Here is a 24,640-nt window from a genome sequence, read left to right as displayed (position 1 = left end):
GTATTAGCTGCTTAATTGATTAGCATTTACAGGATTATAATTTATATCATGTCCATTAAATTACTAACATTATGAATGCCTCACAACTACGTCAAGAAATTAACTATAACTTGGAAAGATTATCTCCAGATAATTTAAAAATAGTTGCCGAATTTTTAGCTTATCTCGCAGATAGAGAAAGCGAATTAGCTACCCAAGAAATACTGGATATTCCTGATTTTATTGCATCTTTTGAAAGAGGTAAACAAGATGTAGCTGAAGGTCGAGTTAAAACTTGGAGAAACATTCGGTCTGATGTATAGTCTTGTCTTATCTGATGAAGCTGAGAAAATTTATGTTTCAGCAACACAAATTTTAGCAAAAAAACTAGCAAGGTGCTTTGAACAGCTAGAACAAAATCCCCGTCTCCATCCTAATATTAAACCCCTGAAAGGTGATTTATCAGGATATTACCGTTATCGTATTGGTGAATATAGGGTAGTTTACGAAGTCGATGATACAAATCATCAGGTTATAGTAATTACTATTGCCCATCGTTCCAAGGTTTATGAATAAACTCTCAATAAATTGCGTGTAAAACCTTTCACCAATTTTTCTGAAGATGCACATAATATCACCCCCCTGTTCCCCTTGCTAAGGGGGGACTACGAAGACGGGGGGTAAATATATACAGAATCACAAAGAAACGATATTAATCATTTAGAAACAATCATTTCCCGAATTGCCGAAGCGGTGGCTGGTGCAAGTAAAACACCATTACGATAATGTCCAGTTGCCAAAAGAACATTGCTATAACCAGATAACTTGCCAATAACAGGTGCTGGTCTGCCTTCTGGACGGGGACGTAAACCTGACCAAGTGCGGAGAATTTTAGCTGAGGCTAAATCAGGGGCAAATGCGATCGCTTGTTGTCTGACTGCTTCCAACAAATCAGGATTGGCAGGAATATGATCTGTATCATCGGGGAATTCCACTGTTGCACCTACCCAGTAATCACCGCTACCTACAGGAACAATATGTACATCATTGCCTGTAATCACTGGTTGAAAATCAGCATTTCCTAATAACCTTCCCAAACTTAAGAATAAAGCCTGTCCCAATACCGGACGGATATTCACCATTTGATGAAACTGTTTCGTGATTTGTTTAGAACCCAAACCAGCAGAAACTATAAACCAGTCAGCAGAAACTTTACCCGCAGAAGTGTTGATACTAGTGCATTGTTGGTCTGTACCCAATCCTTTAGGGGCGTGAGGGTTTTCCATTCCCTCAACAGTCACATCAAATTGAAATTTCACACCATTGCGTTGGGCTGCGTCAACCAAAGCTAAGGTCAAAGCTGTGGGATTAAGTTGACGGTCTTGAGGAGAATAAACAGCACCAATAATTTTAGGGTGATTAATTTGTGGGCAGAATTTTTGTAGTTGTTCCACTTCCCAAACTTCTAAATTCCACCCTTGAGATTGACGAATTTCTCTGAGTTGTTCCCACTCGGAAAGAGGTTCTACGCCACTTTCTAAAGGATGTTCTGAGTCTTCCGATAGCAACATAACAATTCCCTGACGGTTGCAAGGAATTTTTCGCCCTGTTGCTGCTTCCAGTTCAGGAATCAAAGTTTCATAACGACGAATACTATTTTGGCGAATTTGCCAGGCATTGCCCTTGACCTTTTGGCTAATAACACCCATTAAAACGCCGAGTGCTGCCCCTGTAGAAGCTTGTGCTGGTGCTTTTTGGTCAAAAACAGTGATATTCAAGCCCTTAACCAGACTCAACTCATAAGCGATCGCTGCCCCAACCACACCACAACCGATAATCACAATATTCATAGCTGTTTTTGTAGAGTGAGATGTGAAGAGTGAAGAGTTATCCCCATTCCACCCTAGCACTCTCTCACCCTGACATTTTGTGACTCAGGAGGCAGGAGGTAGAAGGTAGGAGGCAGTAGGGGCGGGTTTACAGATATCATCAACTATGAACGAGAATTTTGGTAAACCCGCCCGTACAGAAGTATGCCTACGGCACGCTACGCGAACAGAAATTTAAAAATGCAATAATTCAGCAGTAATTGCATGAATTATTCTGTAACTTCTGAACTCCTGAACTCCTGAACTTCTGAACTTCTGAACTCCTGAACTTCTGAACTTCTGAACTTCTCTCCCCTATTCAGGAATTAACTCTAGGAACTTATCAACATCTGCGAAAGCACTTTTATAGTTACTTAAAGCTAAGTTACTGTTAGCTGTGCTAGCACCTTGGTCAACTTTCACTAAATGAGTTAATAAATCTTTTGTGATTTGACGTGCTTTAGATTGGTCTGGGGGTAGTAGGTTAGGGATGATGTAGGTCATGTTTAACCTAGCTTCAGCCATGGGCCCATGAATGAAGTTACCTACTTTAATCCATTCACCTTCTTGAATGAGATTTTTTAATTCATCTGAGCGATCGCGCACTACTTGAATTTCCGGCACGTATGCTTTAATTTTCGAGACTTGCGCGGTTGTATAAGTTGGCGGTGCAGTTGCAACACTGGGGCTGCCGCAACTAAATAGAAATGTTGCCAATACTACCAGAATCAATGAAAAAATAGAGCGTTGACGCACCATAAACTGAAATAAAATTGCTGTTTGTTTACCTAATCACAGTGTCACTCTAGCATTTTGCTGGATGTTTTCACCTGTTACTAGGGTGCGAAGTTTTAGAAGTGCAGGAGTTCAGGAGTATGCCTACGGCACGCTTCGCGAACAGGAGTTACAGGAGTTACAGAAGAAGACAGGATAATTCATGCGATTACTGCCCAAATTATTGCATTTTTAAACTTCTGCCTCCTGCCTACTGCCTTATGTTCGCGCAGCGTGCCGTAGGCATACTTCTGTACGGGCGGGTTTACCACAATTCTCGTTCATAGTTGATGATATCTGTAAACCCGCCCCTACTGAACTTCTGTTCGCGTTATCTGAGAGATTCGTTAACAAAAAATTTCCACAACTTTGCCGGTGATTTCTTGCCCAAACCAAGGAGTATTACTAGAAAGGCTATGCAGAGATTGACGATTGACTTGCCAATGCTTGTCAGGGTCAAACAGTGTTAACTCGGCCTTATTTCCTGTACTCATCCCCTGGAGATGTTGTTGCAAACATGCTGCGGGATTTTGACTCAATGCCCGCCACAATTCCAATGCCGTCAATTCACCAGTGGCTACCAAATTTGACCATAATAAAGGTAGTGCTAATTCTAAACCGATCGCTCCTGGTGGAGATTCTGCAAAAGCTTGGACTTTTTCTTCGTAGGTGTATGGGGCATGGTCAATGGCGATCGCATCAATCACCCCAGTTCGCACAGCATGACGCAATGCTAACATATCACTATTATTTCCCAAGGGCGGCTCTAGGTGCAAGGCTGTGTGATAACTCTTGATAGATGTGGTATCTAATAAAACGTGCATCCAGGTAGTGCTGGCGGTGACAGGCAATCCTTGGGCTTTGGCTTGGGCAATTAATTCCACACTCCGCGCAGTAGAAACCCGCATAATATGTACGGGTGTGCCAATATTGGCTACTAATTCCAATATAGCTGCCAAGGCCGCGGTTTCTGCACTTACAGGCACAGGTACTAAACCGACTCGCAAAGCTTCTGCACCTTCCCGCATCACCCCATTGGACGCAAGAAAGCGATCGCAAGGCCACAACGCCACAGGTTTACCAAAGGGCTGCAAATATTCCAACACCCGCCGAACTAAACCTAAATTCTCCAAAGGGCGACCATCACTAAAACCTACTACCCCAGAACTCGCTAAATCAGCCACTTCGGCTAATTGTTTACCCGCTAGTTCCAAGCTAATCGCCCCCCATAGATAGAGATGGGGTAATAAATTATCCCGATCTCTTTTTTGCTGCAACTGTGCTACAAGTGCTGGGTTATCAATGGGTGGAGACGTATCTGGTAAAATGCTCACTCTGGTAAAACCACCAGCCGCAGCAGCCTGTAAACAAGAAGTCAAAGTTTCTCTTTCTTCAAATCCAGGTTCACCGCAATGACTATACAAATCCACTAACCCAGGCCCAAGAACTAAACCCCGGCAATCACGAACGACAGTATTTCCATCTAAATCGGAAATCTGCGGTGCTAATCCTTGAATATAACCATCTTGAATCAGCACATCAGAGATTTGGTCTGTTCCCAGAACAGGATCTATTACCCTTACTTGTTGCAGTAGTTCAATTGTCATGAGAATTCGCTATTATTTCTCAGCCTTGTTTTTACTAACAGCTGAACAATGATTCCTTACAATGCCCCAGCAGCAGTTTTATCCAGTACACCACCACTTAAATGGCTAGTGATATTCATCGCCTCCAGCACTGGTAAACCATTTAATCCAGCTGGGTAATCAATTACACTCACAGCCCCATTACCTTGACGGAAATTCCAGAAATTATCAGGGGTTAAACCGAGAAGATAACACAGCAAAGTTTTATTAGTAGCATCATGGGCCACTATTAAACCAGTATGGAATTGATTGGCTAATGCTGTCTCAATAATTGACTGCCAAGCAGCAACACTACGTTCCCAAACATCTTGTAAATTTTCACCTTCTGGCATTTGTACCTCTCCCGGTACTGTCCGCCAACGTTGCAATTCACCAGGAAACTCTTGATCAATTTCTGACTCAAATTTGCCTTCCCACAAACCGTGGCTAATTTCCCGTAACCCAGCGTCTACTTCTAACTTGACATCAGGATGGGGTTTGAGAATAATCTCGGCTGTTTCCTTGGGACGTGCCATTGTGCTACTAACTGCAAAATCAATTGCTACATCCTTGAGAAATTCTCCAGCTTTTGCCGCTTGGCTTCTACCATTGTCATTGAGGGGAACGTCGATTTGTCCTTGAAATCTCCCTTGACGGTTCCATTCTGTTTCCCCATGACGTACTAATAACAGTCTGACTCCTTTGTGACCAGGACGCAGGGAAGGTAAAGTTTCCCCCAGATGTTGGGTCTGATTCATGGACTCTAACTGTACTGGTTCACCCAAACCACCAGCAAAATTTAAGACACTAATGGCACAGTTAGATTGCTGTAGGCAATGGTAGCGACTGGGAACAATACCCAATGCTGTACTAATCAAGGCACGATTAATGCCATTGTGTCCCACAATCAGGATGGTTTCACCTTGGTGGGTAGATAAAATTTCTTGCCAAAACTCTTTAGCTTGGGCATATAAAGATAAAACTGGAAAATGCTCTTTTGTTGTCCCATTTTCGTTGATGGTCATCTTCAACTCGTGGGGACTTTCTTTCCATAAACGGTAATCTTCAGGAAACTTCTCTTTTACTTCACTCGTTAGCATTCCTGCCCATAAAGGCAAGTCAATTTCCCGTAGAGATTCAGCAGGTTGAATTAATGCCGTCGTGTTTGTTAATTGACTCAGGATTAGTTCGGCTGTTGATTTAGCTCTTTGCAGGGGACTGCTATAGATTGCATGAAAAGAAATACTACTGAGGGCTTGACCTACTTTAATAGCGTCCTGCTGACCTTTTTCTGTTAAAGTTGACGCATCAGTGCGCCCTTGAATACGCCGTTCTATATTATAACTACTCTGACCATGACGCACAATGATGACACGGGTCATCTTTTTTGCCCTCCTCTATCTAAAGGACTCATTGTACTGCAAAAGTAGTCAGAATAATTTTCGTAGCCATATTTGGTGTTGGGGTCGAACAACTTACCGTTATGGGTATGTGATTTGAGCAGGAGTGAGTCACTTTTAGGAGATAAAAGGGCAGTTTTGGAGTAAATATGTTGACGTTTCCAGAGGTGGAAATTGAACAAAAATACCATCTAACGCCAAAATCTCAAATTTCCCCAGTCGAGACTACTGATTACTAGTTAAATCTAACTGTACCTGTAAACCATCATTGCCATTGAGATTTTGATTGGCAGGTTGAATGAAAATCGGTGTACTAGATAGAGAGAGGGAATCTTGGAGAGTAGAGGATTGAGAACTGCCAGAATTGGCTGCTGTGTTAGGTCTATTTCCTGGATTTTGTCCCTCAAAAAATGTGGGAAAATCATCTTGAGCAGTGCGATCGCTAATATTGACCAAAGAAGCACCGCTTAAAGTCACGTTTTCTCCTTGTGCTTTCGGTGCTTGTGACTCAGCCGCAACTCTAGTATCTAAGCCGCTAATTATTGCTAAAACTGCTAATGTAGTCCCAATAAATTGAATTTTCATGGTTTGAATCAAAAATAGTTGTTCCTAATGGTTATCGTATATTTTTACTATGTATATAATATATAGCAAACAATTTTTTCTAGAATTATTTTAAAATATTGATTTTGTCAAGATTTCTTGTTATATTGAATATTTAATAAATAACATTAAGAATAATTGAAATTTTAAAAAATATTCATAAAAAAAGAATAACTGGATATGGTAAAGCTGTTGGAATATTACATAAACTCATGGTAAGTCAGAAACATCTTCTTTAACACACCTTTGAATAATGGGATTGATAGATAATTATTAGACACCTGGTGAAATTAATATGCGTTTCCCATAAAACAAGTAGAGACGTTACATGTAACGTCTCTACTTGTCCATCGGATGCCTATTTAATTACTCAGCCTTGACTAGTGACTCGGCTTCTTTGTCCTTACTTTCTGCTGGTGCTTCTTCTTTCTTTTCTTGCTGTGGTTCTGTAGATTGCTGTACTTGTTGTAAGTGAATAGTATTTACCTGATTCACGAACACTTCAATAGCTTGACTAATCTTTTGTTGCTGTTGAATGGGATCAGAAATATCGTAACAACGATAAAAGGGAGTAATACCTAAAATAAACTTTTCCTGTTCAGCTTCTAATAATTCAACTGCTGTGTTAGCAGCAAGCCAATTTTTCTGAAAAGGAAAAGAGGTGACAATACTGGCAACAATAGAGGCAACAGCCGGACAAATGACCGGTAACCATTTTAACCAAGGTTGCCCTGATTCTAATTTATCAACTAGTACCAAAATTGGTGTAATACCAGATAATACGACGGTAGATATTTGTAAAATATAGTAAAGATTTCTTGATAGATTACGAACATTTTTATAGTCGTCTACTAAATCTTGACAATATTGTAAAGCTTTGCTTCTAGCAATAGCTACTGTGTTGTTGTCTGGCGAACTGCTATTGTTTAATAGGGCAGTATAAAGTTCTGCTTTTTTAGAAATTTCCTGTTTTTGTTCATCTTTTCTAGCATTGTTGACTGACTGTCGATTAAGCAGAAATAAGGCGATGGAAACAGTTAAAGCAGCAGCAGCAGCAATAACATATTGCTGGTTACTAGAGTCCAGATAAATTATCACTACAGCACTAGCAGCAATGGCAGCCAATAAATAATCAATGAGTCTAAACAAAAGCAACATGGTATTACCTGGTAAGTACAATTAATCGGTGACCATAAAATTGATAGCAATTAACCCAGATATTACACCACAGTAATATTAATGACAAGCAAGTTTAAACAAGTTAAACATTTCTTCAACTCACTGTTAAGCATTTTGTAAGTATTACACATCCGGTAAAAACTTTGTAGAAACGTTCCATCGGAAGTCTCTACAAGGTTTTCAAGCCACACACATTTAATTACCACCAGATATCTATTGATGATCCCTTTGCTTATCAGCTACCTGGACTGTGAGATGCTACGGAAGATGATAGTGGAAAAATCACCACGAGTCAGGACTTGTGGATGTGTTGGTAGCTATTGGGAGTAATTAGTGATTTTTTCAATAGTGAGAAACTGGAACTGCGAATTTTGAAATTAGCGGATGGATGGCAGTTCCAGCTGTCCAAATTTTAGTATATGTTGGCAGTAAATTGACGTTGTCGCTGCGTGAAAATACTACGAGAGTAGACTTAATACACTCCTAGACGGGAAATTTTCATTCGCCAAAAATCGCATTACGCTGTCTCAGATAACAATGGTAAAGTATAAAAAAATTCTTCTTGCATAAAGTCAACCGCAAACTTAAATACTGCTTGTAATCCTTCTGGTGTCAATGAAATCTTTAATGGGGAAACTTGTTGATTACTTTGTTGATGATGTATTTTATCAAGCTGAATCAGCCTGTACTATTTCACAGGTTGCACAGAAAGCTGTCGCAATTTTAGATGCTGTACCTAGTATTTCACCGTGTCATGACAGAGATTTTAAATGGTCTAGACCTATCTTTACTCTAAACGATAGCACTGTGGTTAAAACTTGCAAAAACGTGATTGGACTTCACCACATATTTTTAGCTGATAATCATGGCAAATTAATTTATGGTGGTTTTGTAATTTGGAGTCATTCAGAGCAACTGCAAGCAGCAATAAGACAGATTAAAAAAGATTTAACATAAGCAGAAACAGTATTCTTACTGCTGCAATTATCAAGGCATATTTAATATATTGATTTGCTGATTGTCAGGGGTTTATTGACTAGTATTTATTGTATGCCTCTGATTATTATTTTGCATATTACAATTACATATTTATATCTATGATTTATGGAAGTCAGAAATTACGAAATAGCGGATACACAAGATATTATTCAACTGTTTTATGACACCGTGCATCGCATTAATATTCAGGATTATAACCAAGAACAGGTGAATGCTTGGGCAACAGGTGACCAAGATAAGCAACAGTGGGTTGAAAGGTTAAGCAATAGCTTTACTTTTGTGGCAGTAGAGCAGGATCTAATTATCGGCTTTAGTAATTTAGAAATAAATGGTCGTATAGATTGCTTCTACTGTCATCATGCTTGGCAACGACGGGGAGTCGGTAAAAGAATTTTAGAAAAAATAGAATTAACAGCTAGGGAATTAAAAATTCACAGATTATTTACGGAAGCCAGTATTACAGCCAAGCCATTTTTTGCTAGTCACAACTTTATTGTTGTCCAACAACAAGAAGTTGAACGTAGAGGACAAAAGTTTAGGAATTTCCTGATGGAAAAACTCATTTAGAAATAGGCGAGAAAGCTGTTTATAAAAACAGAAGAAAGTAATAGTATATTGTTTAATTTTTTATCTCTAATCTTATCCATCCTCAAGTATATGGGTGCAAGAGGGGATAGCGGGACTTAGGAAAAAAAGAGGACAAAAGAGTTTATGATGCAGGAATAGCATAGCTTTCACGTTAATAGGACTTACACACAAACTACGGAAGAATCGAACCACGTATCCCTATAGCGTTCGCGTAGCGTAGCAAAGGCATTTTGCATAAGTCCTGGTAGTGATTTTGCACCCATAAAGCCTTATCGCTCATGCAATATATGCAATGTATCTATCCGTTTCATACATACAGACAAGATTTTCGTAACAAGCTATACGAATTTTCCAGAGAAATCGCCCTAACGTAGCACTATCGAAATTGTCACAACCACTTATCAAACAACTACTGTGAGTGGTTTCTCGGAACTAGGAGACAAAGTTAATTAGAGTGTTCTCTACTAGATAGCCAATGACAGAAACAGTAACTACCACAGCCAATCTCAACAAGTTTGAGAAATTAAAGGCAGAAAAAGATGGTCTCGCTTTGAAAGAGGAGATTGAAAAAATTGCCAAAATTGGTTGGGAAGCAATGGACGAAACTGACCGTGACCATCGCCTAAAATGGTTAGGTGTATTTTTTCGTCCAGTTACTCCCGGTCAATTCATGATGCGGATGCGGATACCGAATGGTATTCTCACCAGCAGTCAGATGTATGTTTTAGGAGAAGTAGTGCAGCGTTACGGTGACGACGGCAGCGCTGACATTACCACTAGACAGAATATACAACTGCGTGGGATCAGAATTGAAGATTTAGTAGATATTTTTAACAAATTTCATGGAGTTGGTTTAACTACTATCCAATCTGGCATGGATAATGTCCGCAATATTACAGGAGATCCTGTAGCGGGGTTAGATGCTCACGAATGGTATGATACGCGAGAATTAGTACAGCAAATTCAAGATTTGTTTACTAATTATGGAGAAGGAAATCCAGAATTTACTAATTTGCCCCGTAAGTTTAATATTGCCATTACTGGGGGTCGGGATAATTCAGTTCATGCGGAAATCAATGATTTAGCTTTTGTTCCTGCTTTTCAGGAAAATCAAGAGAGAAATTCCGTCACCTTTGGGTTTAATGTCCTAGTTGGGGGTTTCTTTTCTGGGAAACGTTGTGAAGCGGCTATTCCTCTCAATGTTTGGGTACATCCTGATGAAGTGGTAGCTGTATGTAAAGCTATTGTGGAAATTTTTCGGGATCATGGTTTCCGGGCCAACCGTCAAAAAGCCCGGTTGATGTGGTTAATTGATGAATGGGGAATTGATAGGTTGCGGAGGGAGGTAGAACAACGTTTAGGTAAAGAGTTGTTACCCGCAGCACCGAAGGATGAAATTGATTGGGAGAAACGTGACCACATTGGTATTTATGAACAAAAGCAACCGGGTTTGTATTATGTAGGTTTGCATATCCCTGTGGGGCGTTTTTGTGCGGAGGATATGTTAGAAATTGCCCGGTTAGCAGAAGTGTATGGTAGTGGGGAAATTCGGCTGACTGTTGAGCAAAATGTGATTATTCCCAATATTGCCGAGTCACGGTTACAGACCTTCCTTCAGGAACCACTACTAGACAAATTTGCAGTTACTCCTGGTTTATTGATGCGATCGCTAGTATCCTGCACCGGCGCACAATTTTGCAACTTTGCCCTGATAGAAACTAAAAACCGGGCCTTGGCTATGACGAAAGACTTGGAAAAAGAGTTAATTTTCGCTTATCCGGTGCGAATACATTGGACTGGCTGTCCCAATTCCTGTGGACAACCCCAGGTGGCTGATATCGGCTTAATGGGTACCAAAATTCGTAAAAATGGGCAAACAGTGGAAGGTGTGGATATTTACATGGGTGGTAAGGTGGGGAAGGATGCCCAGCTAGGAACCTGTGTACAAAAGGGTATTCCCTGTGAAGATTTACAGCCAGTGTTGCGAGAGTTGTTAATTCAACATTTTGGTGCCAGGTTGCGAGAACCGGCAATAGTTTAGCTTCTCTCTCTATCAGCGTTATAGTGCTGAAATGCAGTGAGCAATTATACAATTGCTCTCAGTCTCTCCATGCAAATTTTCAGTTTTTGAGCGAGCAAAATCAATGCTTAAAGGATTATTTTCGTTTCAGGGTCGTTATCGGATTTTACATCAAACCTGGTTTGCCTTTTTTCTCACCTTTGTTTGCTGGTTTAACCTTGCCCCCTTTGCTACAACTATTGGCAAAGAGTTACATTTAGCACCTGAACAAGTTAAAACTTTGGGTATTTGCAATCTAGCTTTGACTATTCCCGCGCGGATTATTATCGGGATGTTGCTGGATAAGTTTGGGCCGAGAATTACTTACTCAATTTTGTTGATATTTGCGGCTGTTCCCTGTTTAGCAACAGCTTTCTCCCACAGCTTCAGTGAATTAGTCATTAGTCGTTTGTTGATGGGAATTGTGGGTGCAGGGTTTGTAGTGGGTATCCGCATGGTTTCCGAATGGTTCCCACCCAAAGAAATTGGCATAGCCCAAGGTATTTATGGGGGTTGGGGTAACTTCGGGGCCTTTGGGGCAGAATTTGCCTTACCCATAATTGCCGTATCAACCAGCTTTTTGGATGGAGGGGCTTCTAACTGGCGACTAGCGATCGCACTCACTGGAATTATAGCGGCAATTTACGGCGTAATTTACTACAACAGCGTCCAAGATACACCCCCAGGCAAAGTTTACAAACAACCCAAGAAAAACGGTGCTTTAGAAGTTACATCAGTAAAAAGCTTCTGGGCAATGATTATCTCTAACTTTGGCTTAATTTTCGCCTTGGGTTTATTAGCTTGGCGGTTGGAACAAAAAAACATTCATTTCCTCACACTTAATCAAATGTATTTAGCTTGGTTAGTGTTAGCAGGATTATTTATTTACCAAACCTATCAAGCCTATCAAGTCAACCGCGAATTGCTCACAGGGAGAAAAATTTACAGTCCAGAACAACGTTATCAATTTGGTCAAGTAGCCTTACTAGAGTTTACCTACGTCACTAATTTTGGTTCAGAATTAGCTGTCGTTTCCATGCTACCTGCATTCTTTGAAAAAACCTTTGGTTTAGAACATGTTGTTGCAGGAATGATAGCGGCCACCTACCCATTTTTAAATTTATTTTCTCGTCCTAGTGGAGGCTTAATATCAGATAAATTTGGTTCCCGTAAATGGACAATGACAATTATTTCTGCGGGTATTGGCGTAGGTTATTTAATGGCACATTTTATTAATAAAAACTGGCCCATTCCTTTAGCCATAGCCGTCACCATGTTTGCCGCTTACTTTGCCCAAGCTGGTTGTGGTGCTACCTACGGCATTGTTCCCTTAATTAAAAAAGAAGCAACAGGACAAATTGCCGGCAATGTTGGCGCTTACGGTAACTTTGGTGGGGTAGTTTATTTAACAATATTCAGCTTAACTGATGCAAGCACATTATTCACAACCATGGGAATAGCCGCATTAATTTGTGCATTTATGTGTGGCTTCTTCCTCAAAGAACCAAAAGGTTCCTTTGCTGGAGATTATGCAGTAGAATCAGACCCTCATAATTATCAGCCAGCACTGGTAGAAGAATAATTAGAAGTTCAGAAGTTCAGGAGTTCAGAAGTATGCCTACGGCACGCTGTGCGAACAGAAGTTTAAAAATGCAAGAATTCCGCAGTAATGGCATTAATTATTCTGTAACTCCTGCAACTTCTGTAACTTCTGTCTTCTTCTTCCCGCGTCTCTGCGTGCAATAAAAAAACCTATTATGAACGAATTTACAAAAACTCTTTGCCCCTATTGTGGTGTAGGTTGTGGTTTAGAAGCTTCTCCACCAGCCCAACATGGAAAAGCCACCAATAGAGATAGTCAAGGCACACCCATTTGGCGAGTGAGAGGAGATAAATCACATCCATCTAGTCAAGGAATGGTATGTGTTAAAGGTGCAACTATTAGCGAATCTTTAGATAAAAATAGACTCCATTATCCCATGGTGCGTAACTCCTTAGATGCAGAGTTTCGCCGGGTGAGTTGGGATGAAGCTTTGCATATTATCACCAACCGCATTCAAACAGTCCGCTTGACCCAAGGTTCACAAGCTATCTGTATGTATGGGTCTGGTCAATTACAAACAGAAGATTATTACCTTGCCCAAAAATTGATGAAAGGTTGTTTGGGTAGTAATAATTTTGATGCTAATTCTCGTCTTTGTATGTCCAGTGCGGTAGCTGGTTATATTCAAAGTTTTGGTGCTGATGGGCCACCTTGTTGTTATGAAGATTTAGAGTTAACAGATTGCGCTTTTTTGATTGGCACAAATACAGCCGAATGTCATCCGATAGTTTTTAATCGCTTGGCAAAATATCATAAAAAAAATCGCCATGTGAAAATGATTGTGGTTGACCCCCGTCGCACTCCCACCGCAGAAGCAGCTGATTTACATTTAGCCATTCGTCCTGGTACAGATATTGATTTATTAAATGGTATCGCCCATTTATTAATGCGTGAAAATTATATTGATACTGGATTTATTGATGATTGTACAAGTAATTTTCCTGCCTATGCAGAAGTAATTCGTCACTATTCCCCGGAAGTTGTCGCCCATCAATGTGGCATTAGTGTGGAAGATTTAGAAACTGCGGCTAAATATTGGGGTAAGTCTAAATCTGTACTTTCTTTGTGGTCGATGGGTGTAAATCAATCGGCGGAAGGTACAGCGAAAGTTAGAACTATTATTAATCTGCATTTGTTGACAGGACAAATCGGTAAACCTGGTGCTGGGCCTTTTTCTCTCACGGGTCAACCTAATGCTATGGGAGGTAGAGAAGCGGGAGGTTTAGCACACTTACTGCCCGGATATAGATTAGTGAAAAATGACCAACATCGGGCAGAGGTAGAAGATTTTTGGCAGTTACCAAGAGGTCAAATTTCTCCTAGTCCTGGTTTAAGTGCTTGGGAAATGATTACTGGTTTAGAAACTGGGAATGTGGGATTATTATGGATAGCAGCAACAAATCCGGCGGTAAGTATGCCAGATTTAGAAAGAACAAAAAAGGCTTTATTAAAATCGCCTTTTACTGTTTATCAAGATGCTTATTACCCCACAGAAACTGCTGCTTATGCCCATGTTTTATTACCTGCGGCCCAGTGGGGTGAAAAAACTGGCATCATGACGAATTCTGAACGCCGGGTAACTTTATGTCAAGCATTTCGCCAACCCCCCAGAGAAGCAAAACCAGACTGGGAAATTTTCGCAGAGGTGGGACGACGTTTAGGGTTTGCTGATAAGTTTGCTTTTCGTAATTCAGCAGAAGTTTACGCTGAGTTTGTGCAACTGACTCGTCATCGTCCTTGTGATATGTCTGGTTTGAGTCATGAGGTGTTGCAAGCACAAGGCCCGACTCAATGGCCCCATCCTGTAGATGATAAATTTCGTGATGCTAAACGCCTTTATACTGACCTGCGCTTCCATACCCCCGATGGCCGGGCAAAATTTGCTGCTTATTACTCACGGGGTTTAGCGGAAGTCCCAGACCCAAATTATCCTTTTGTCTTAACCACTGGAAGACTATACGGTCATTGGCACACTCAAACTCGCACCGGTAGAATTGAGAAAATTCGCCAAATGCACCCCCAACCGTTTTTAGAAATTCATCCCCGTGATGCTGCGGCTTTAGGAATTGAAGATGATGATTGGTTAGAGGTGCGATCGCGCCGTGGTTATGCTAAATTTCCTGCTAAAGTCACCAAAGCTATCTCTCCTGGTACTGTGTTTGTGCCTATGCACTGGGGTAGCCTATGGGCAGATGATGCAGAAGCAAATGCCCTGACTCATTCTGAGTCTTGTCCTGACTCCCTGCAACCAGAGTTAAAAGCCTGTGCTGTTCAGCTAATACCAATTTCTCAAGCCACACCTGTGACCACATCTCAACTCCAGTCTTCTCAACGGTAAATCACAGGAATTCATCATCTATATTCTATAGATACAATTATTATTTCCCATGGATAGGAGGGAATATTCAGAAAAAATGACCCACCGATATGGTAACCTAAAGTGGCATTTTGCCGACATTCCACATCATACTAGGTTTTTTTCATCAGAATCTGTGGTTTTATATTATTAGTTTTGCCTTCGAGATTGCCACAGGGTGTAGCAGATGAAAAAACTAGTCCAATTATTCACAACAGCAACTAGCGATAATAGTTTCATTCATTTAATTGAAATTATTGAAGTCATAGTTGCTAAAATTTTATCATTGCTGATGCTGCTGGTAATTTTTGCATCTATTGGTGATTTAGGAATTTTTATTGTTAAAGAAATACTTACAGCCAGAGAAGGAAGTTTTAGCCAGGCTTTATTTAAAACTTTTGGATTGTTTTTAAATGTCTTAATTGCTCTCGAAATATTAGAAAATATTACAGGCTATCTGAAGAAGCATGTTCTCCAAGTGGAGTTAGTTATTGTTACTTCCTTAATAGCCATTGCCAGAAAAATTATTATTCTTGATTTAAAAGTCACAGAAGGAATAGAAATTATTGGTTTAGGTATTGCCATTCTTGCTCTTTCTATTAGCTATTTAATCATTCGCAGCAGCAGTGATAAAAGAGAGCATTAAGTTATGACTTTGATTCCTCTAGCATTTCTGGTAACTCTTGATTTGGCAAATCACCTGATAAGCCATCAACTGCATCTTTGATAATGCCAGCAATGGGTACGGCTATCAACAAACCTAAAACTCCACCGATATAAGTTCCTACTAATAAAGAAATTATTACCCAAGTGGGGCGAATACCTGTAAATTTACCTAAAAGCCGGGGTGCGATCGCTTGATCAATCAATTGGTCAATAATAACTGCTACAGCAACAATTTTCAAGGCTAACCAAAAGTCATGGGTAGCAATAATTAAAGTAATAGTTATCAAGCTAACAACATCACCAAAGGGAATTAAACTTAAAATGCCAATACCCAGCCCAAATAATAATCCAAATTGCACCCTAAAGATTAAAAACATGCAGGTTTGGGAAATTCCCATTAGTAAAGCTAAACTAACTTGACCGATTAAGTAATTTTGGAAGTTCTGCTGCAAAGAGTTTTTAATCGGTTGTCCAATGTTGGTAGGTAAGCGGTTGAAAATACCGTTAGCAATTCTCTCACCATCTATTAATAAATAAACCGTTAATACTACAGTAATTAATGCCTCAGATAAACTATCAATGGTATCAATTACTAAGCTGAAAAGCTTATCAGAAAGATATTCTAATTCATCAGGTAACCGATTGATAATATTCGTTAAAATTGTGCCAAAATCAAATTGTAACCGTTGACCAAACACCCACTTATTTAAATTCTCCAGCTTGCTTTCACTGGAATTAATCCATTGAGGTAGGAGTTTAGCAATTTGATGAAATTGTTCTAAAACGATTGGCAATAAGGTAATACCTAAACCAATGGTAGTAATTAAGGTTAATATCACCACTAATGCCACTGCATAATTCCGATTTAACCCTTTTTCTTGAATTGCAGTAACAGGATAATTTAAAATGAAAGCTAATAAAATTGCTAGGACAAAGGTAGTCACCAATGGCTGAAAATACTGAAATAGTTTAAATAATAACCAACCATTGAGAAAAATTAATGGAAATAACAGAGTCAAAATCAACCATTTAAGTAATTGATTGAGGGAAAAATTCATCATTTATAATCCTGCGAACCATTCATATCCCTGGTCTTCCCAATAGCCTCTAAATGGTGATAAATGACTAGTTAATGTAATTTGTATTACCCACTTACTTTGCTTATAACCCAATTTAATAGGAGAAGCTAAACGCAAAGGCGCACCGTTTTCTACTGGCAGAGGTTCACCATTTTTCTGATAAGCTAATAAGGTTTGGGGATGTAGGGCGGAAGCTATGTCCCAACTTTCATAATAACCATCAGCTGATTGAAAATAAGCATATTTCACACCTGTTTTTGGCTGGGCCAAGGCAATGAGTTCCCTGAGCCGAATACCACCCCATTGTACAATTGCTGCCCATCCTTCAACACAGACATGACGAATAATCATGGAAGTAAAAGGTAAAGCTTGAATTTCTGCCATACTGAGGCTGAGAGGATGATTTACTTCACCGTCTATAACTAAACGGTATTTATTGATATCTATTAACGGGGTAGACCGAAAGCTGTTAACTATCAATGCTTTTGGTTCAATCTGGTCAATTTTAAATTCAGGAACTGGTTTTTGTGGCTGAAAGATAAGTTTCTCAATTTTTTGGTTGAGAGGTTCCGAGAGTTTACCAACTAAATCTTCAAATGTGGGTGTACCGCATCCACCTAGTAAAAAACTAAGGCTAGAAATACCGGATATTTGGATAAATTTGCGGCGGTTTAATTCGTTATTTTCCATTTAGGTATTTTTTATGTATAGGTTAAATGTAGCCAATATCAAAATCAATCAAAAAATTACCAAAACATTGATGCCGTTAATTCCTCTCCTCCAGCTTTTTTTCCCAATTGCCAATGCAAGATGACAAATATAATGATTAACGGTACAGAAATAAAATGGATAATTCTCAATCCTTGCCAACTGCCAAATATATCAACAATCCAAGGAAATTGAGCAGGTTTATACATACCTATTCCTGTGAAAATCGCCAATAATAATATAGGCACAATAGCTGTATAAAGGAGACGATGCCAAGCATAATTTAGCCGTTGATGATTCTGAGTTTTTTGTAACGCCTTGAAGTCATTTACGCCCACAAATCTATGTCGCCACCGTCGAGTCACCACAATATAAATTCCATACCACAGGAGATTTAAGGAAAACAACCACATAGCAAAAAAATGCCAATGTCTACCACCTGCAAGCCACCCTCCTAAGGTGAAAATCGGGGGAATATGTAAACCTGCACGTCCACCAAATACAGGGTTAGCATTATAAATTTGCAGTCCACTGGTCAGCATTAAAAATACGCTGATGAGGTTACAGGTGTGGAATATCTTTGCCCCTATTGCCTGGGTTGGTAATTTACGTTTTTGAGGATGATTGATGTCATTCATATATATGTATTTATATGACGATGGAGAAAATCAGAATTTATGGCGAGCAATTTAATTAATATAAAACAATTGCATCATCAATACTAGTAAAATCCCTGTTCTAGTAGATGCAATAGCAAAGGGTAGACATCTTGTCTACCCTTTAAGAGTTTTGCCATCAATATCTATTTGTGATGGACTGAGAATCTGCTGTAAATTAATCTGTTTAAGCAATTTCTGAGGTCAGCGAAATTTCTTGTTGAACAGTTTTCAGCAAATTGAGGGTTCTTTCATAAGCCAGTTTTTCCCCTTGTTCCTGAAAATATTTGGATGCTTGGTTTAAATCAGCGATCGCTCCTTGATGATATCCTAAGTTGTAGCGGGCCACTGCACGGTTGACATAAGCCTGTGCATGGGTAGGATTAAGTTTAATCACCTGGGAAAAATCGCCGATAGCCACTAGATTATCATCCATACGCCCACAGACACATCCCCGGTTAAAATAAGCTCTATCATCCTTACTGTTACTCTCTATAGCCCGGCTAAAGTCCTCTTTTGCAGCTTCTAAATTTTGGAGTCCAAAATAAGCCACTCCCCGGTCATTATAAATATCAGCCAGCAGCAAACTGTCCTGTTGATTAATCAGGGTTAATGCGCGATTATAATCGGCAATGGCTTGAGAGTAGTCACCCACCCCTGTTAAAGCCACGCCTCGGTTATAGTAAACTCGGAAATCATGGGGTTTAATAGCGATCGCTTGGTTATAATCAGCAATAGCCTGTGGATAATGTCCCTGTCTGTAATTAGCCACACCTCGATTCAGGTAAGCTTCAAAGTTATCGGGTGTGAGATGGATAGATTCCGTACAATCAGCGATCGCTTGATGATAGTCTTGTAATTGAATATGAGCTATACAACGATGATTATAAGCTAGGGAGTAATTCGTTTGTATGTGCAGTGCTTGAGTGAAATTATCAATAGCTTCCTGGTAATGATTACGCCGCATTTTGTCTGCACCCATACGCAAAAAGTCTTTAGCTGTAATTTCCGTATTTGTGACAGCAAATGCAGGAGTAGATGGTGTGAGAAAATTCAAATGCACAGCAACTATGACAGTCAGAATAAATTGCCAAAAATTCATCATAGCTATCTAATACCGCTGGGGAATTTGGATTTTAGAATTAGACTTTTACCCGTTTAGTTTGGTGCAAATTCAGATATTAATATTATTTACTACTTATCATCCATTAGCTGCGGCGTACTATACACAAACTACATTTATACATTATATTTGGGTTTTACTTCATCTATTTCATTATTAATCGACTGATTTATCTATGTCAAAAGACAAGTTGTCACATTTTTGACTCATGAAAATATGACATTAATATCATCAAATTTAGACAATTTTCTTATTCCCTTGGAGATGCCGATTAGGCATATTCTAGGAATTAGCATATTCACTTCCATCTTTATGGGTAATTATCCATTGACCATCAGCACTAAATTTAGCCATTAAATCATCATCTGGATAAACGACCTCATCACCAGATGTTCTATCCCCAATTTCTAAATAAACTACTACTGACTGAGACTTATTTACTAAATGATGTCCATCTTCTTCACCTGCGGGAAAACCAGCCATCATTCCTAAACTGAGAATTTGCTCACCTGCATTAGTAATTAAAGTTGCTTCTCCTTGAATATAGGTATAGAAGAACAAGTTTTGGTGACTCTGGAATATTGGAGAGAATATCGCACTTACTTTCATATTGCTACCAGTTGGAGAGTATCAGAATCAACTATTTGTCGCATTGTTCATCGCATAGAATCAGAATTGATGCAGTCAGGAATGTTTCGTCTGCCCGGAAAAAAAGCCTTGCTCACAGGCTCTCAAGAGCCGGAAGTTGTAGTTATGGATGTAACTGAAACCCCCATTGAACGTCCAAAAAGAAAACAAAAGGAATTTTACTCAGGAAAGAAAAGCGGGCTGTCATTGTATTGGTTACTTCATCAGCCATCCATTGCCCGTCCCTGACACCACCTGTTCGCTTGCGAAGCGACTTCCAGTTCGTCAACGCTCCGCTAAGATCCTCATTAACAACTGTCTGTAAAAAGCCGCCTAATACGGACAGTTCATCCGAGTAAAATAATGGTTGATTTGGTATTTTCAACTTTTAGAGGTGGAGAAATTTTTCATTAACTGATTACCGATCACCTTTGATTTGGTCGAACCAGGCGATCGCAGCCAAGGAAATACTGATCCTGCTACCACTCCTCACATCGCCAATCCCCACCGCGTGTTGTCGCATAGCCTGAATCAATTGCTGTTTGTCGAAAATGCCTAACTCATCAATCCGCGACTTACCCACCATTTCTTCTAGATAGGGTAAATTCTTGGCTAGTCCCTGCCAATAAACCTCGTTGAAATTTCCCTTGAACCGCCGAGTCCGGATTGGTTCGGGCAGAATCCCGCCCATCGCTACTTGTAGCAGAGGCTTAGGAACGCCAGGAATTTCTCTCTGTTCTCTGGGGAGACTGAGACAGTAGGTAATCAGACGCGGATCAAGGAAAGGTTCGCAAATGCGAATTCCCAGAGGTGCAGCAAGATACCAAGCAGCCCAATTTCCGGCAGATGCTCGCAGTCCTAGCAAATTTAAGGATTGCTCTACCGGATATCTGTTGATTTCACGTATAGTCTCTAGTGCCTTACCCCACATATTGTGCTGCTTGGCAAAATCAGGAAGAATCCAAGGAGGAATGGTAAATGAACCTAACTTTGGCCAGCGTCCATAACCGCCTCGGATGAAAGCTGGGAAACCCTCTCGCAGCAGTGGCGGAATTAAGGACTCAATTCCAAATGGGTATAAAATTGACCAGAGGCTCTGGTTTTTAGCATTAGCCCATTGACGCGCCTCTTGTAGAGCCTTGTGCCAGTGACCTTGACGCATCAAATCTGCCAAGTGCATCCGATTTCCTTCTACAATCAGTTCTGCTCCCCCTCCACTCATAATCGCCGTCACCCCTAACTGAGCAGCTACATCCACCAGCACCTTTTCCATTGCTAAGTGGAATAAACCAGGATAAGGTTCGTCATAGGTAGGGATTTCTTGAGTAAACCACTGGAAGTCTAGAGCTGCATCCCCATCAACATAGTGTGGTTCAATCGGGCCTCCCTGATCTACCACCATCTGAATGTAATCTGTTTCACCTGCCAGACTCCGCATTTGATAAACCAAAGAAAGGGTAATCAGCTTTCTGGGAAAGGTTTCTGCGGCTAGTAAATCGCGGGCAATACACACTATAGAAGAGCTATCCATCCCTCCTGATAAGTGAGAGGCGATTTTCTCCTCCTGAATGCGCTGTTTAACCGCTTGCCGAAAAAGGTAGCTAAACTGTAAACCTGCTTCCTGGGGCGTGATATTTTTTATTGGTTGAATTTGATTCATCCAGTCCCAAGACCAGATTTTTGTTGTCCGATCATTGGGAGTAAATACTAAGAGAGTGCCTGGTAAAATCCGGTAAATTTCCTCAAATGCCGTCTTTTCAGTGGCTAACTCGACAAAAGCATAGGGAAACATTAAGAATGAAGCGAGAAAGTCTTTATTAATGGCAGCTTGGGGAAGTCGTTGCGCTAATAATTGCAAATTAGTGCTAACCCAGGTAGTTTGGTTGTGGCGCGTCCAGTACAAAGGAAAGTTTCCTAGAGGATCTCGCAGAGCGAAAAGACGCGATTCCTTGCGATCAAAAACCACTAGGGCAAATTCACCCTCAAGTTTCTCTAAACCTTGTGCGCCATAATGTTGGAAAATAGCCAATGCCAAAGCTGCATCTGAGGCGAAGTCCTGCGGAAATGCTTGGGGAAAGCGAGTTTTCCAGTCATCCTGGTAATAAATTCGTCCCATCACCACTACTGCCATCTCTGTTGCGAAGTCTTGGGCGATCGTTACTAAGGAAGTTGCTGGGGAAAAGAGATGAAATTCAGCCTTTCCGGTTGCTTCTAGGATGACTTCAAATCCGGTTTTCATAGCAGTCCTCGCTGTCGGTTTTAGGAATATCTGACAACTGGGGTAAAGGGTTGACAATGAGCTAATTCATCCGTCACAACTAAGCCATTACACTCAACCCAGGCGTGGACTTGAAACGGATAGCGATCGATGCCGATAACTAAAGTTGCAGGTAAGCCGTAAAAAGTACGGAGAAGATGATAACCAACCAGTGCGCGTTCTTTACAGACCATTGGTAAGAAAAGTTTACTAGCAGCAGCTTCCCGCACCATTTGATCCACTGTTTGAAAGACATCTGTACTTACTGTGGTGTCAGGTGTTGAAATTGCACGATGCCAGTGCTGCCACAATGAAAGAGTACGACTCCATCCGAGTAGACGAAAACTGAGCCAACTTAAGCTTAACAATAGCTCAACTGTCAGGCGATTTGGGGTTGGTTCATGGTTGAATAAATTACGAAAAATTGCGCTGACTGTTTTTAAAAGCAAAAGTAAGATTTTGTTAAAAATTTTATTGGTTATTCTTAACCAAGAATGTATCAAATTAAATATGTAATTATGCGTTTGTATTTCGGTAACAAATAGCTTTTTTTGCTCTAAATCCTTTAAGAGTTTATTTAAGTCAGAGCGAATATTTTCTTCAGTTACATCATATATTTTGGTTAGTTCGTTAACTGTTTCTTCTACTCCTTTTTCTAGTACAAGTAACAACATTAAGGTAGCAACTTTATCCAGCCCATAAAACTGCCCATGCTTAAAGTCCAAGATTTGGGAGAATCCATCTTGCAGAAATAGAAATACGTCTCGATTAAGGCTGCAATAACTGACGTTTTCACCCATTAATATTTTCCTTTTCTTTGGTTTACTACTGTTTTCAATATTATCTATTTGGTATTTGTAGATTTGTTAGTAAATTATAACGACCATACTTTAACTGAAGTTTATTTAGTTGACTTCATTCTTTAAGAAGATGTTGTAAAAATAAAAATCAGTTAATTTCATTCTTTAAGATGATTTTTCAAAATACAACCTGAATAAAAATTATGTAAGTTGTCGAAATCATAATACGTGTCATGGCAACATAAATAAAAAAGTTTCCGAAGCCCCTACTTTTAAAATCTCCTCTCAATTAAAGTAAGCAAAATATAAGTTTGTTTTTGTGGATGCTATACCTAACATAAAATAGCATTAGTAAAAATAAGAATTGAGATTTATTTTATCGCCAATCCATGAATACTCATGATTCAAGTTAAAATAGAGTATTTACTTTTAATAAAGCAAGGGTAATTTTTATGAAAAACAAAGACAGAAATACAAAAGCAAGTGATGAAAATAATGAATTTGATATTTTTGTTTTATATGAAGAATCAGAGCCAGATATTAGTTCAAAAACAAAGCGAAAAACACCAAATAAATATTGTGAATGGACTAAAAAAATATTTTCTACTTACATAGTACCAGGATTAACCCTAAGTGCTATGTTAGGTACGATAGGGACTGTAGTAAGTAATCACATTTCGCAACAGCGATATTATGATGAGTTAGTAGATAAATATATTGCCTCAATGGAAAAACTCTTGATTGAGGATACTTTTCACTATAAATATTTAAAATCTCTAGATAAAAAAGAAAATACAAATACAGCATTGTCACCTGACGAGTTAAGATATAAACATGAATATAATCAAGTAAAAAGTCTTGCACTTTCTGTAACAGAAAACGCATTACGTTCTCTAAGCAAAGATGACGGTTTTTGTATACCTTTACCAAAACTTGAAAAACCTTTTTGGAATTGTAGGTATATAGGTCAAAATAATCCAGAACGACGACAATTCGTAGTATCTTTTTTGGATCAGGCAGGATTAGGTTTCAAGAGTATATTCGATCCAAAAATACGACGAGGACAACAGTGGGAATCTTTTTTAGAAGAAATCAATCTTGGTGCGTTAGAAAGAAATAGGGGTCTCAACTTAGAAAGGATTATGTTACCAAGAGCTATTCTTAAAAAGGCTAATTTCACAGAGGCTGATTTGAAAAAGGCATTTCTGAGTAGCACCGATCTGACAGATGCTCGTCTGATAGATGCTAACTTGTCTGGTGCATATCTGATAGATGCCAACTTGTCTGGTGCATATCTGATAGATGCCAACTTGTCTGGTGCATATCTGATAGATGCCAAGCTGCCCAATGCTAATTTCACAGACGCTAATCTTACAAACGCTGATCTTACAAACGCTGATCTTACAAACGCTGATCTTACACGCGCTAATCTCACACGCGCTAAAGGAGCAGTTATAAATCAAGCCAAGCTTTGTAACACTATCCTACCTAATGGCAAGATATCTGGTTGTCCGAAGAATGATTTATGAAAATTTTGTAGTTGCGCTTGAATGTTATAGCGCAGCTACAAACTATGACATTATCTTTGATTTAATTTGGTCAATTCCTCAGTTAAAAAATTAACCATTGTAATTGTAAGGACTGTTAGGCCCGTCAAACATACTACCTCTGTAGTAAGCTTGAACTTGTTC

23 protein-coding genes and 1 pseudogene are annotated in these 24,640 nt (G+C 39.6%); 11 read left to right on the top strand and 13 right to left on the bottom strand.

Annotated elements, in window-relative coordinates:
• Positions 1-71: 71 nt before the first annotated feature.
• Positions 72-302: a hypothetical protein gene (locus H6G73_RS14675; protein ID WP_190605686.1), complete on the top strand. Its 231-nt coding sequence runs from the start codon at positions 72-74 to the stop codon at positions 300-302.
• Positions 295-555, top strand: a complete 261-nt coding sequence (locus H6G73_RS14670) for a type II toxin-antitoxin system RelE family toxin (protein ID WP_190605684.1) — start codon at positions 295-297, stop codon at positions 553-555. Before H6G73_RS14675 ends, H6G73_RS14670 begins: the two co-directional genes overlap by 8 nt.
• Positions 556-695: 140 nt before the next feature.
• Here the strand turns inward: H6G73_RS14670 and H6G73_RS14665 are convergent, their stop codons facing one another.
• From H6G73_RS14665 to H6G73_RS14640, 6 genes are all read right to left on the bottom strand, one after another.
• Complete coding sequence (locus tag H6G73_RS14665; RefSeq protein WP_190605683.1) at positions 696-1,829, bottom strand: NAD(P)/FAD-dependent oxidoreductase; 1,134 nt, start codon at positions 1,827-1,829, stop codon at positions 696-698.
• Between the two features lie 333 nt (positions 1,830-2,162).
• Positions 2,163-2,606, bottom strand: coding sequence for a photosystem II protein PsbQ (psbQ, locus tag H6G73_RS14660; RefSeq protein WP_190605681.1), 444 nt, complete (start codon positions 2,604-2,606; stop codon positions 2,163-2,165).
• A gap of 362 nt (positions 2,607-2,968) precedes the next feature.
• On the bottom strand, positions 2,969-4,228 hold the full coding sequence (locus tag H6G73_RS14655) for a dihydroorotase (protein WP_190605679.1): 1,260 nt from the start codon (positions 4,226-4,228) through the stop codon (positions 2,969-2,971).
• Between the two features lie 56 nt (positions 4,229-4,284).
• The gene (locus H6G73_RS14650) at positions 4,285-5,628 is read right to left on the bottom strand and encodes a histidine phosphatase family protein (RefSeq protein WP_190605677.1); all 1,344 of its coding nucleotides are present in this window, start codon (positions 5,626-5,628) and stop codon (positions 4,285-4,287) included.
• Between the two features lie 243 nt (positions 5,629-5,871).
• On the bottom strand, positions 5,872-6,231 hold the full coding sequence (locus H6G73_RS14645; RefSeq protein WP_190605675.1) for a hypothetical protein: 360 nt from the start codon (positions 6,229-6,231) through the stop codon (positions 5,872-5,874).
• A gap of 384 nt (positions 6,232-6,615) precedes the next feature.
• A complete protein-coding gene (locus H6G73_RS14640; protein WP_190605673.1) occupies positions 6,616-7,407 on the bottom strand; it encodes a DUF4231 domain-containing protein in 792 nt (263 codons plus the stop codon).
• A gap of 636 nt (positions 7,408-8,043) precedes the next feature.
• On the opposite strand from H6G73_RS14640, the gene H6G73_RS14635 reads away from it, so the two are divergent.
• The 7 genes from H6G73_RS14635 to H6G73_RS14610 all read left to right on the top strand — a co-directional run bounded on the left by H6G73_RS14635 (position 8,044) and on the right by H6G73_RS14610 (position 15,679).
• Positions 8,044-8,385, top strand: coding sequence for a hypothetical protein (locus H6G73_RS14635; RefSeq protein WP_190605670.1), 342 nt, complete (start codon positions 8,044-8,046; stop codon positions 8,383-8,385).
• A gap of 147 nt (positions 8,386-8,532) precedes the next feature.
• Positions 8,533-8,994, top strand: a complete 462-nt coding sequence (locus H6G73_RS14630) for a GNAT family N-acetyltransferase (RefSeq protein WP_190605668.1) — start codon at positions 8,533-8,535, stop codon at positions 8,992-8,994.
• Positions 8,995-9,490: 496 nt separating this feature from the next.
• Entirely contained in the window at positions 9,491-11,056 is a 1,566-nt protein-coding gene (locus H6G73_RS14625) for a ferredoxin--nitrite reductase (protein WP_190605666.1), read from the top strand.
• A gap of 103 nt (positions 11,057-11,159) precedes the next feature.
• Positions 11,160-12,656 (top strand): NarK family nitrate/nitrite MFS transporter, encoded by a 1,497-nt coding sequence (locus tag H6G73_RS14620; RefSeq protein WP_190605664.1) that lies wholly within the window; start codon positions 11,160-11,162, stop codon positions 12,654-12,656.
• 32 nt (positions 12,657-12,688) lie between these two features.
• Complete coding sequence (locus tag H6G73_RS24875; protein ID WP_256443778.1) at positions 12,689-12,820, top strand: hypothetical protein; 132 nt, start codon at positions 12,689-12,691, stop codon at positions 12,818-12,820.
• 11 nt (positions 12,821-12,831) lie between these two features.
• Positions 12,832-15,015: a molybdopterin oxidoreductase family protein gene (locus H6G73_RS14615; protein ID WP_190605662.1), complete on the top strand. Its 2,184-nt coding sequence runs from the start codon at positions 12,832-12,834 to the stop codon at positions 15,013-15,015.
• A gap of 205 nt (positions 15,016-15,220) precedes the next feature.
• Positions 15,221-15,679, top strand: a complete 459-nt coding sequence (locus H6G73_RS14610; RefSeq protein WP_190605660.1) for a phosphate-starvation-inducible PsiE family protein — start codon at positions 15,221-15,223, stop codon at positions 15,677-15,679.
• A 1-nt stretch (position 15,680) separates the two neighbouring features.
• Here H6G73_RS14610 and H6G73_RS14605 read toward each other — a convergent pair whose 3' ends face one another.
• The 5 genes from H6G73_RS14605 to H6G73_RS14585 form a co-directional block, all read right to left on the bottom strand.
• Positions 15,681-16,757 carry an AI-2E family transporter gene (locus H6G73_RS14605; protein ID WP_190605779.1) on the bottom strand — a complete coding sequence of 359 codons (1,077 nt, stop codon included), beginning with the start codon at positions 16,755-16,757 and terminating at the stop codon, positions 15,681-15,683.
• 3 nt (positions 16,758-16,760) lie between these two features.
• Entirely contained in the window at positions 16,761-17,468 is a 708-nt protein-coding gene (locus tag H6G73_RS14600) for a molybdopterin-dependent oxidoreductase (protein ID WP_190605658.1), read from the bottom strand.
• 56 nt (positions 17,469-17,524) lie between these two features.
• Complete coding sequence (locus H6G73_RS14595) at positions 17,525-18,124, bottom strand: cytochrome b/b6 domain-containing protein (RefSeq protein ID WP_190605656.1); 600 nt, start codon at positions 18,122-18,124, stop codon at positions 17,525-17,527.
• A 205-nt stretch (positions 18,125-18,329) separates the two neighbouring features.
• Complete coding sequence (locus tag H6G73_RS14590) at positions 18,330-19,247, bottom strand: tetratricopeptide repeat protein (protein ID WP_313948103.1); 918 nt, start codon at positions 19,245-19,247, stop codon at positions 18,330-18,332.
• 300 nt (positions 19,248-19,547) lie between these two features.
• Positions 19,548-19,826 (bottom strand): hypothetical protein, encoded by a 279-nt coding sequence (locus H6G73_RS14585; RefSeq protein WP_190605654.1) that lies wholly within the window; start codon positions 19,824-19,826, stop codon positions 19,548-19,550.
• Here H6G73_RS14585 and H6G73_RS14580 point away from each other — a divergent pair.
• A pseudogene (locus tag H6G73_RS14580) lies at positions 19,809-20,087 on the top strand (helix-turn-helix domain-containing protein); the annotation flags it as partial. The gene H6G73_RS14585 and the pseudogene H6G73_RS14580 overlap by 18 nt on opposite strands.
• A 223-nt stretch (positions 20,088-20,310) precedes the next feature.
• Here H6G73_RS14580 and H6G73_RS14575 read toward each other — a convergent pair.
• The gene (locus H6G73_RS14575) at positions 20,311-22,131 is read right to left on the bottom strand and encodes an asparagine synthase-related protein (RefSeq protein ID WP_190605652.1); all 1,821 of its coding nucleotides are present in this window, start codon (positions 22,129-22,131) and stop codon (positions 20,311-20,313) included.
• A 20-nt stretch (positions 22,132-22,151) separates the two neighbouring features.
• The gene (locus H6G73_RS14570) at positions 22,152-22,949 is read right to left on the bottom strand and encodes a lasso peptide biosynthesis B2 protein (RefSeq protein WP_190605650.1); all 798 of its coding nucleotides are present in this window, start codon (positions 22,947-22,949) and stop codon (positions 22,152-22,154) included.
• Between the two features lie 452 nt (positions 22,950-23,401).
• Here H6G73_RS14570 and H6G73_RS14565 point away from each other — a divergent pair, with 452 nt between their 5' ends.
• Positions 23,402-24,478 (top strand): pentapeptide repeat-containing protein, encoded by a 1,077-nt coding sequence (locus H6G73_RS14565; protein WP_190605649.1) that lies wholly within the window; start codon positions 23,402-23,404, stop codon positions 24,476-24,478.
• The last annotated feature ends 162 nt before the right edge of the window (positions 24,479-24,640 follow it).

It is taken from the genome of Richelia sinica FACHB-800 (genome assembly GCF_014698825.1).
GTDB lineage: Bacteria > Cyanobacteriota > Cyanobacteriia > Cyanobacteriales > Nostocaceae > FACHB-800.
This window is presented reverse-complemented; position numbering and strand designations above follow the sequence as displayed.

Bases quoted from the DNA above. Each gene is read 5' to 3' on its own strand.
- H6G73_RS14675 (WP_190605686.1), top strand. From the start codon at position 72: ATGAATGCCTCACAACTACGTCAAGAAATTAACTATAACTTGGAAAGA.
- H6G73_RS14670 (WP_190605684.1), top strand. From the start codon at position 295: ATGTATAGTCTTGTCTTATCTGATGAAGCTGAGAAAATTTATGTTTCA.
- H6G73_RS14665 (WP_190605683.1), bottom strand. From the start codon at position 1,829: ATGAATATTGTGATTATCGGTTGTGGTGTGGTTGGGGCAGCGATCGCT.
- psbQ (WP_190605681.1), bottom strand. From the start codon at position 2,606: ATGGTGCGTCAACGCTCTATTTTTTCATTGATTCTGGTAGTATTGGCA.
- H6G73_RS14655 (WP_190605679.1), bottom strand. From the start codon at position 4,228: ATGACAATTGAACTACTGCAACAAGTAAGGGTAATAGATCCTGTTCTG.
- H6G73_RS14650 (WP_190605677.1), bottom strand. From the start codon at position 5,628: ATGACCCGTGTCATCATTGTGCGTCATGGTCAGAGTAGTTATAATATA.
- H6G73_RS14645 (WP_190605675.1), bottom strand. From the start codon at position 6,231: ATGAAAATTCAATTTATTGGGACTACATTAGCAGTTTTAGCAATAATT.
- H6G73_RS14640 (WP_190605673.1), bottom strand. From the start codon at position 7,407: ATGTTGCTTTTGTTTAGACTCATTGATTATTTATTGGCTGCCATTGCT.
- H6G73_RS14635 (WP_190605670.1), top strand. From the start codon at position 8,044: ATGAAATCTTTAATGGGGAAACTTGTTGATTACTTTGTTGATGATGTA.
- H6G73_RS14630 (WP_190605668.1), top strand. From the start codon at position 8,533: ATGGAAGTCAGAAATTACGAAATAGCGGATACACAAGATATTATTCAA.
- H6G73_RS14625 (WP_190605666.1), top strand. From the start codon at position 9,491: ATGACAGAAACAGTAACTACCACAGCCAATCTCAACAAGTTTGAGAAA.
- H6G73_RS14620 (WP_190605664.1), top strand. From the start codon at position 11,160: ATGCTTAAAGGATTATTTTCGTTTCAGGGTCGTTATCGGATTTTACAT.
- H6G73_RS24875 (WP_256443778.1), top strand. From the start codon at position 12,689: ATGCCTACGGCACGCTGTGCGAACAGAAGTTTAAAAATGCAAGAATTC.
- H6G73_RS14615 (WP_190605662.1), top strand. From the start codon at position 12,832: ATGAACGAATTTACAAAAACTCTTTGCCCCTATTGTGGTGTAGGTTGT.
- H6G73_RS14610 (WP_190605660.1), top strand. From the start codon at position 15,221: ATGAAAAAACTAGTCCAATTATTCACAACAGCAACTAGCGATAATAGT.
- H6G73_RS14605 (WP_190605779.1), bottom strand. From the start codon at position 16,757: ATGAATTTTTCCCTCAATCAATTACTTAAATGGTTGATTTTGACTCTG.
- H6G73_RS14600 (WP_190605658.1), bottom strand. From the start codon at position 17,468: ATGGAAAATAACGAATTAAACCGCCGCAAATTTATCCAAATATCCGGT.
- H6G73_RS14595 (WP_190605656.1), bottom strand. From the start codon at position 18,124: ATGAATGACATCAATCATCCTCAAAAACGTAAATTACCAACCCAGGCA.
- H6G73_RS14590 (WP_313948103.1), bottom strand. From the start codon at position 19,247: ATGATGAATTTTTGGCAATTTATTCTGACTGTCATAGTTGCTGTGCAT.
- H6G73_RS14575 (WP_190605652.1), bottom strand. From the start codon at position 22,131: ATGAAAACCGGATTTGAAGTCATCCTAGAAGCAACCGGAAAGGCTGAA.
- H6G73_RS14570 (WP_190605650.1), bottom strand. From the start codon at position 22,949: ATGGGTGAAAACGTCAGTTATTGCAGCCTTAATCGAGACGTATTTCTA.
- H6G73_RS14565 (WP_190605649.1), top strand. From the start codon at position 23,402: ATGAAAAACAAAGACAGAAATACAAAAGCAAGTGATGAAAATAATGAA.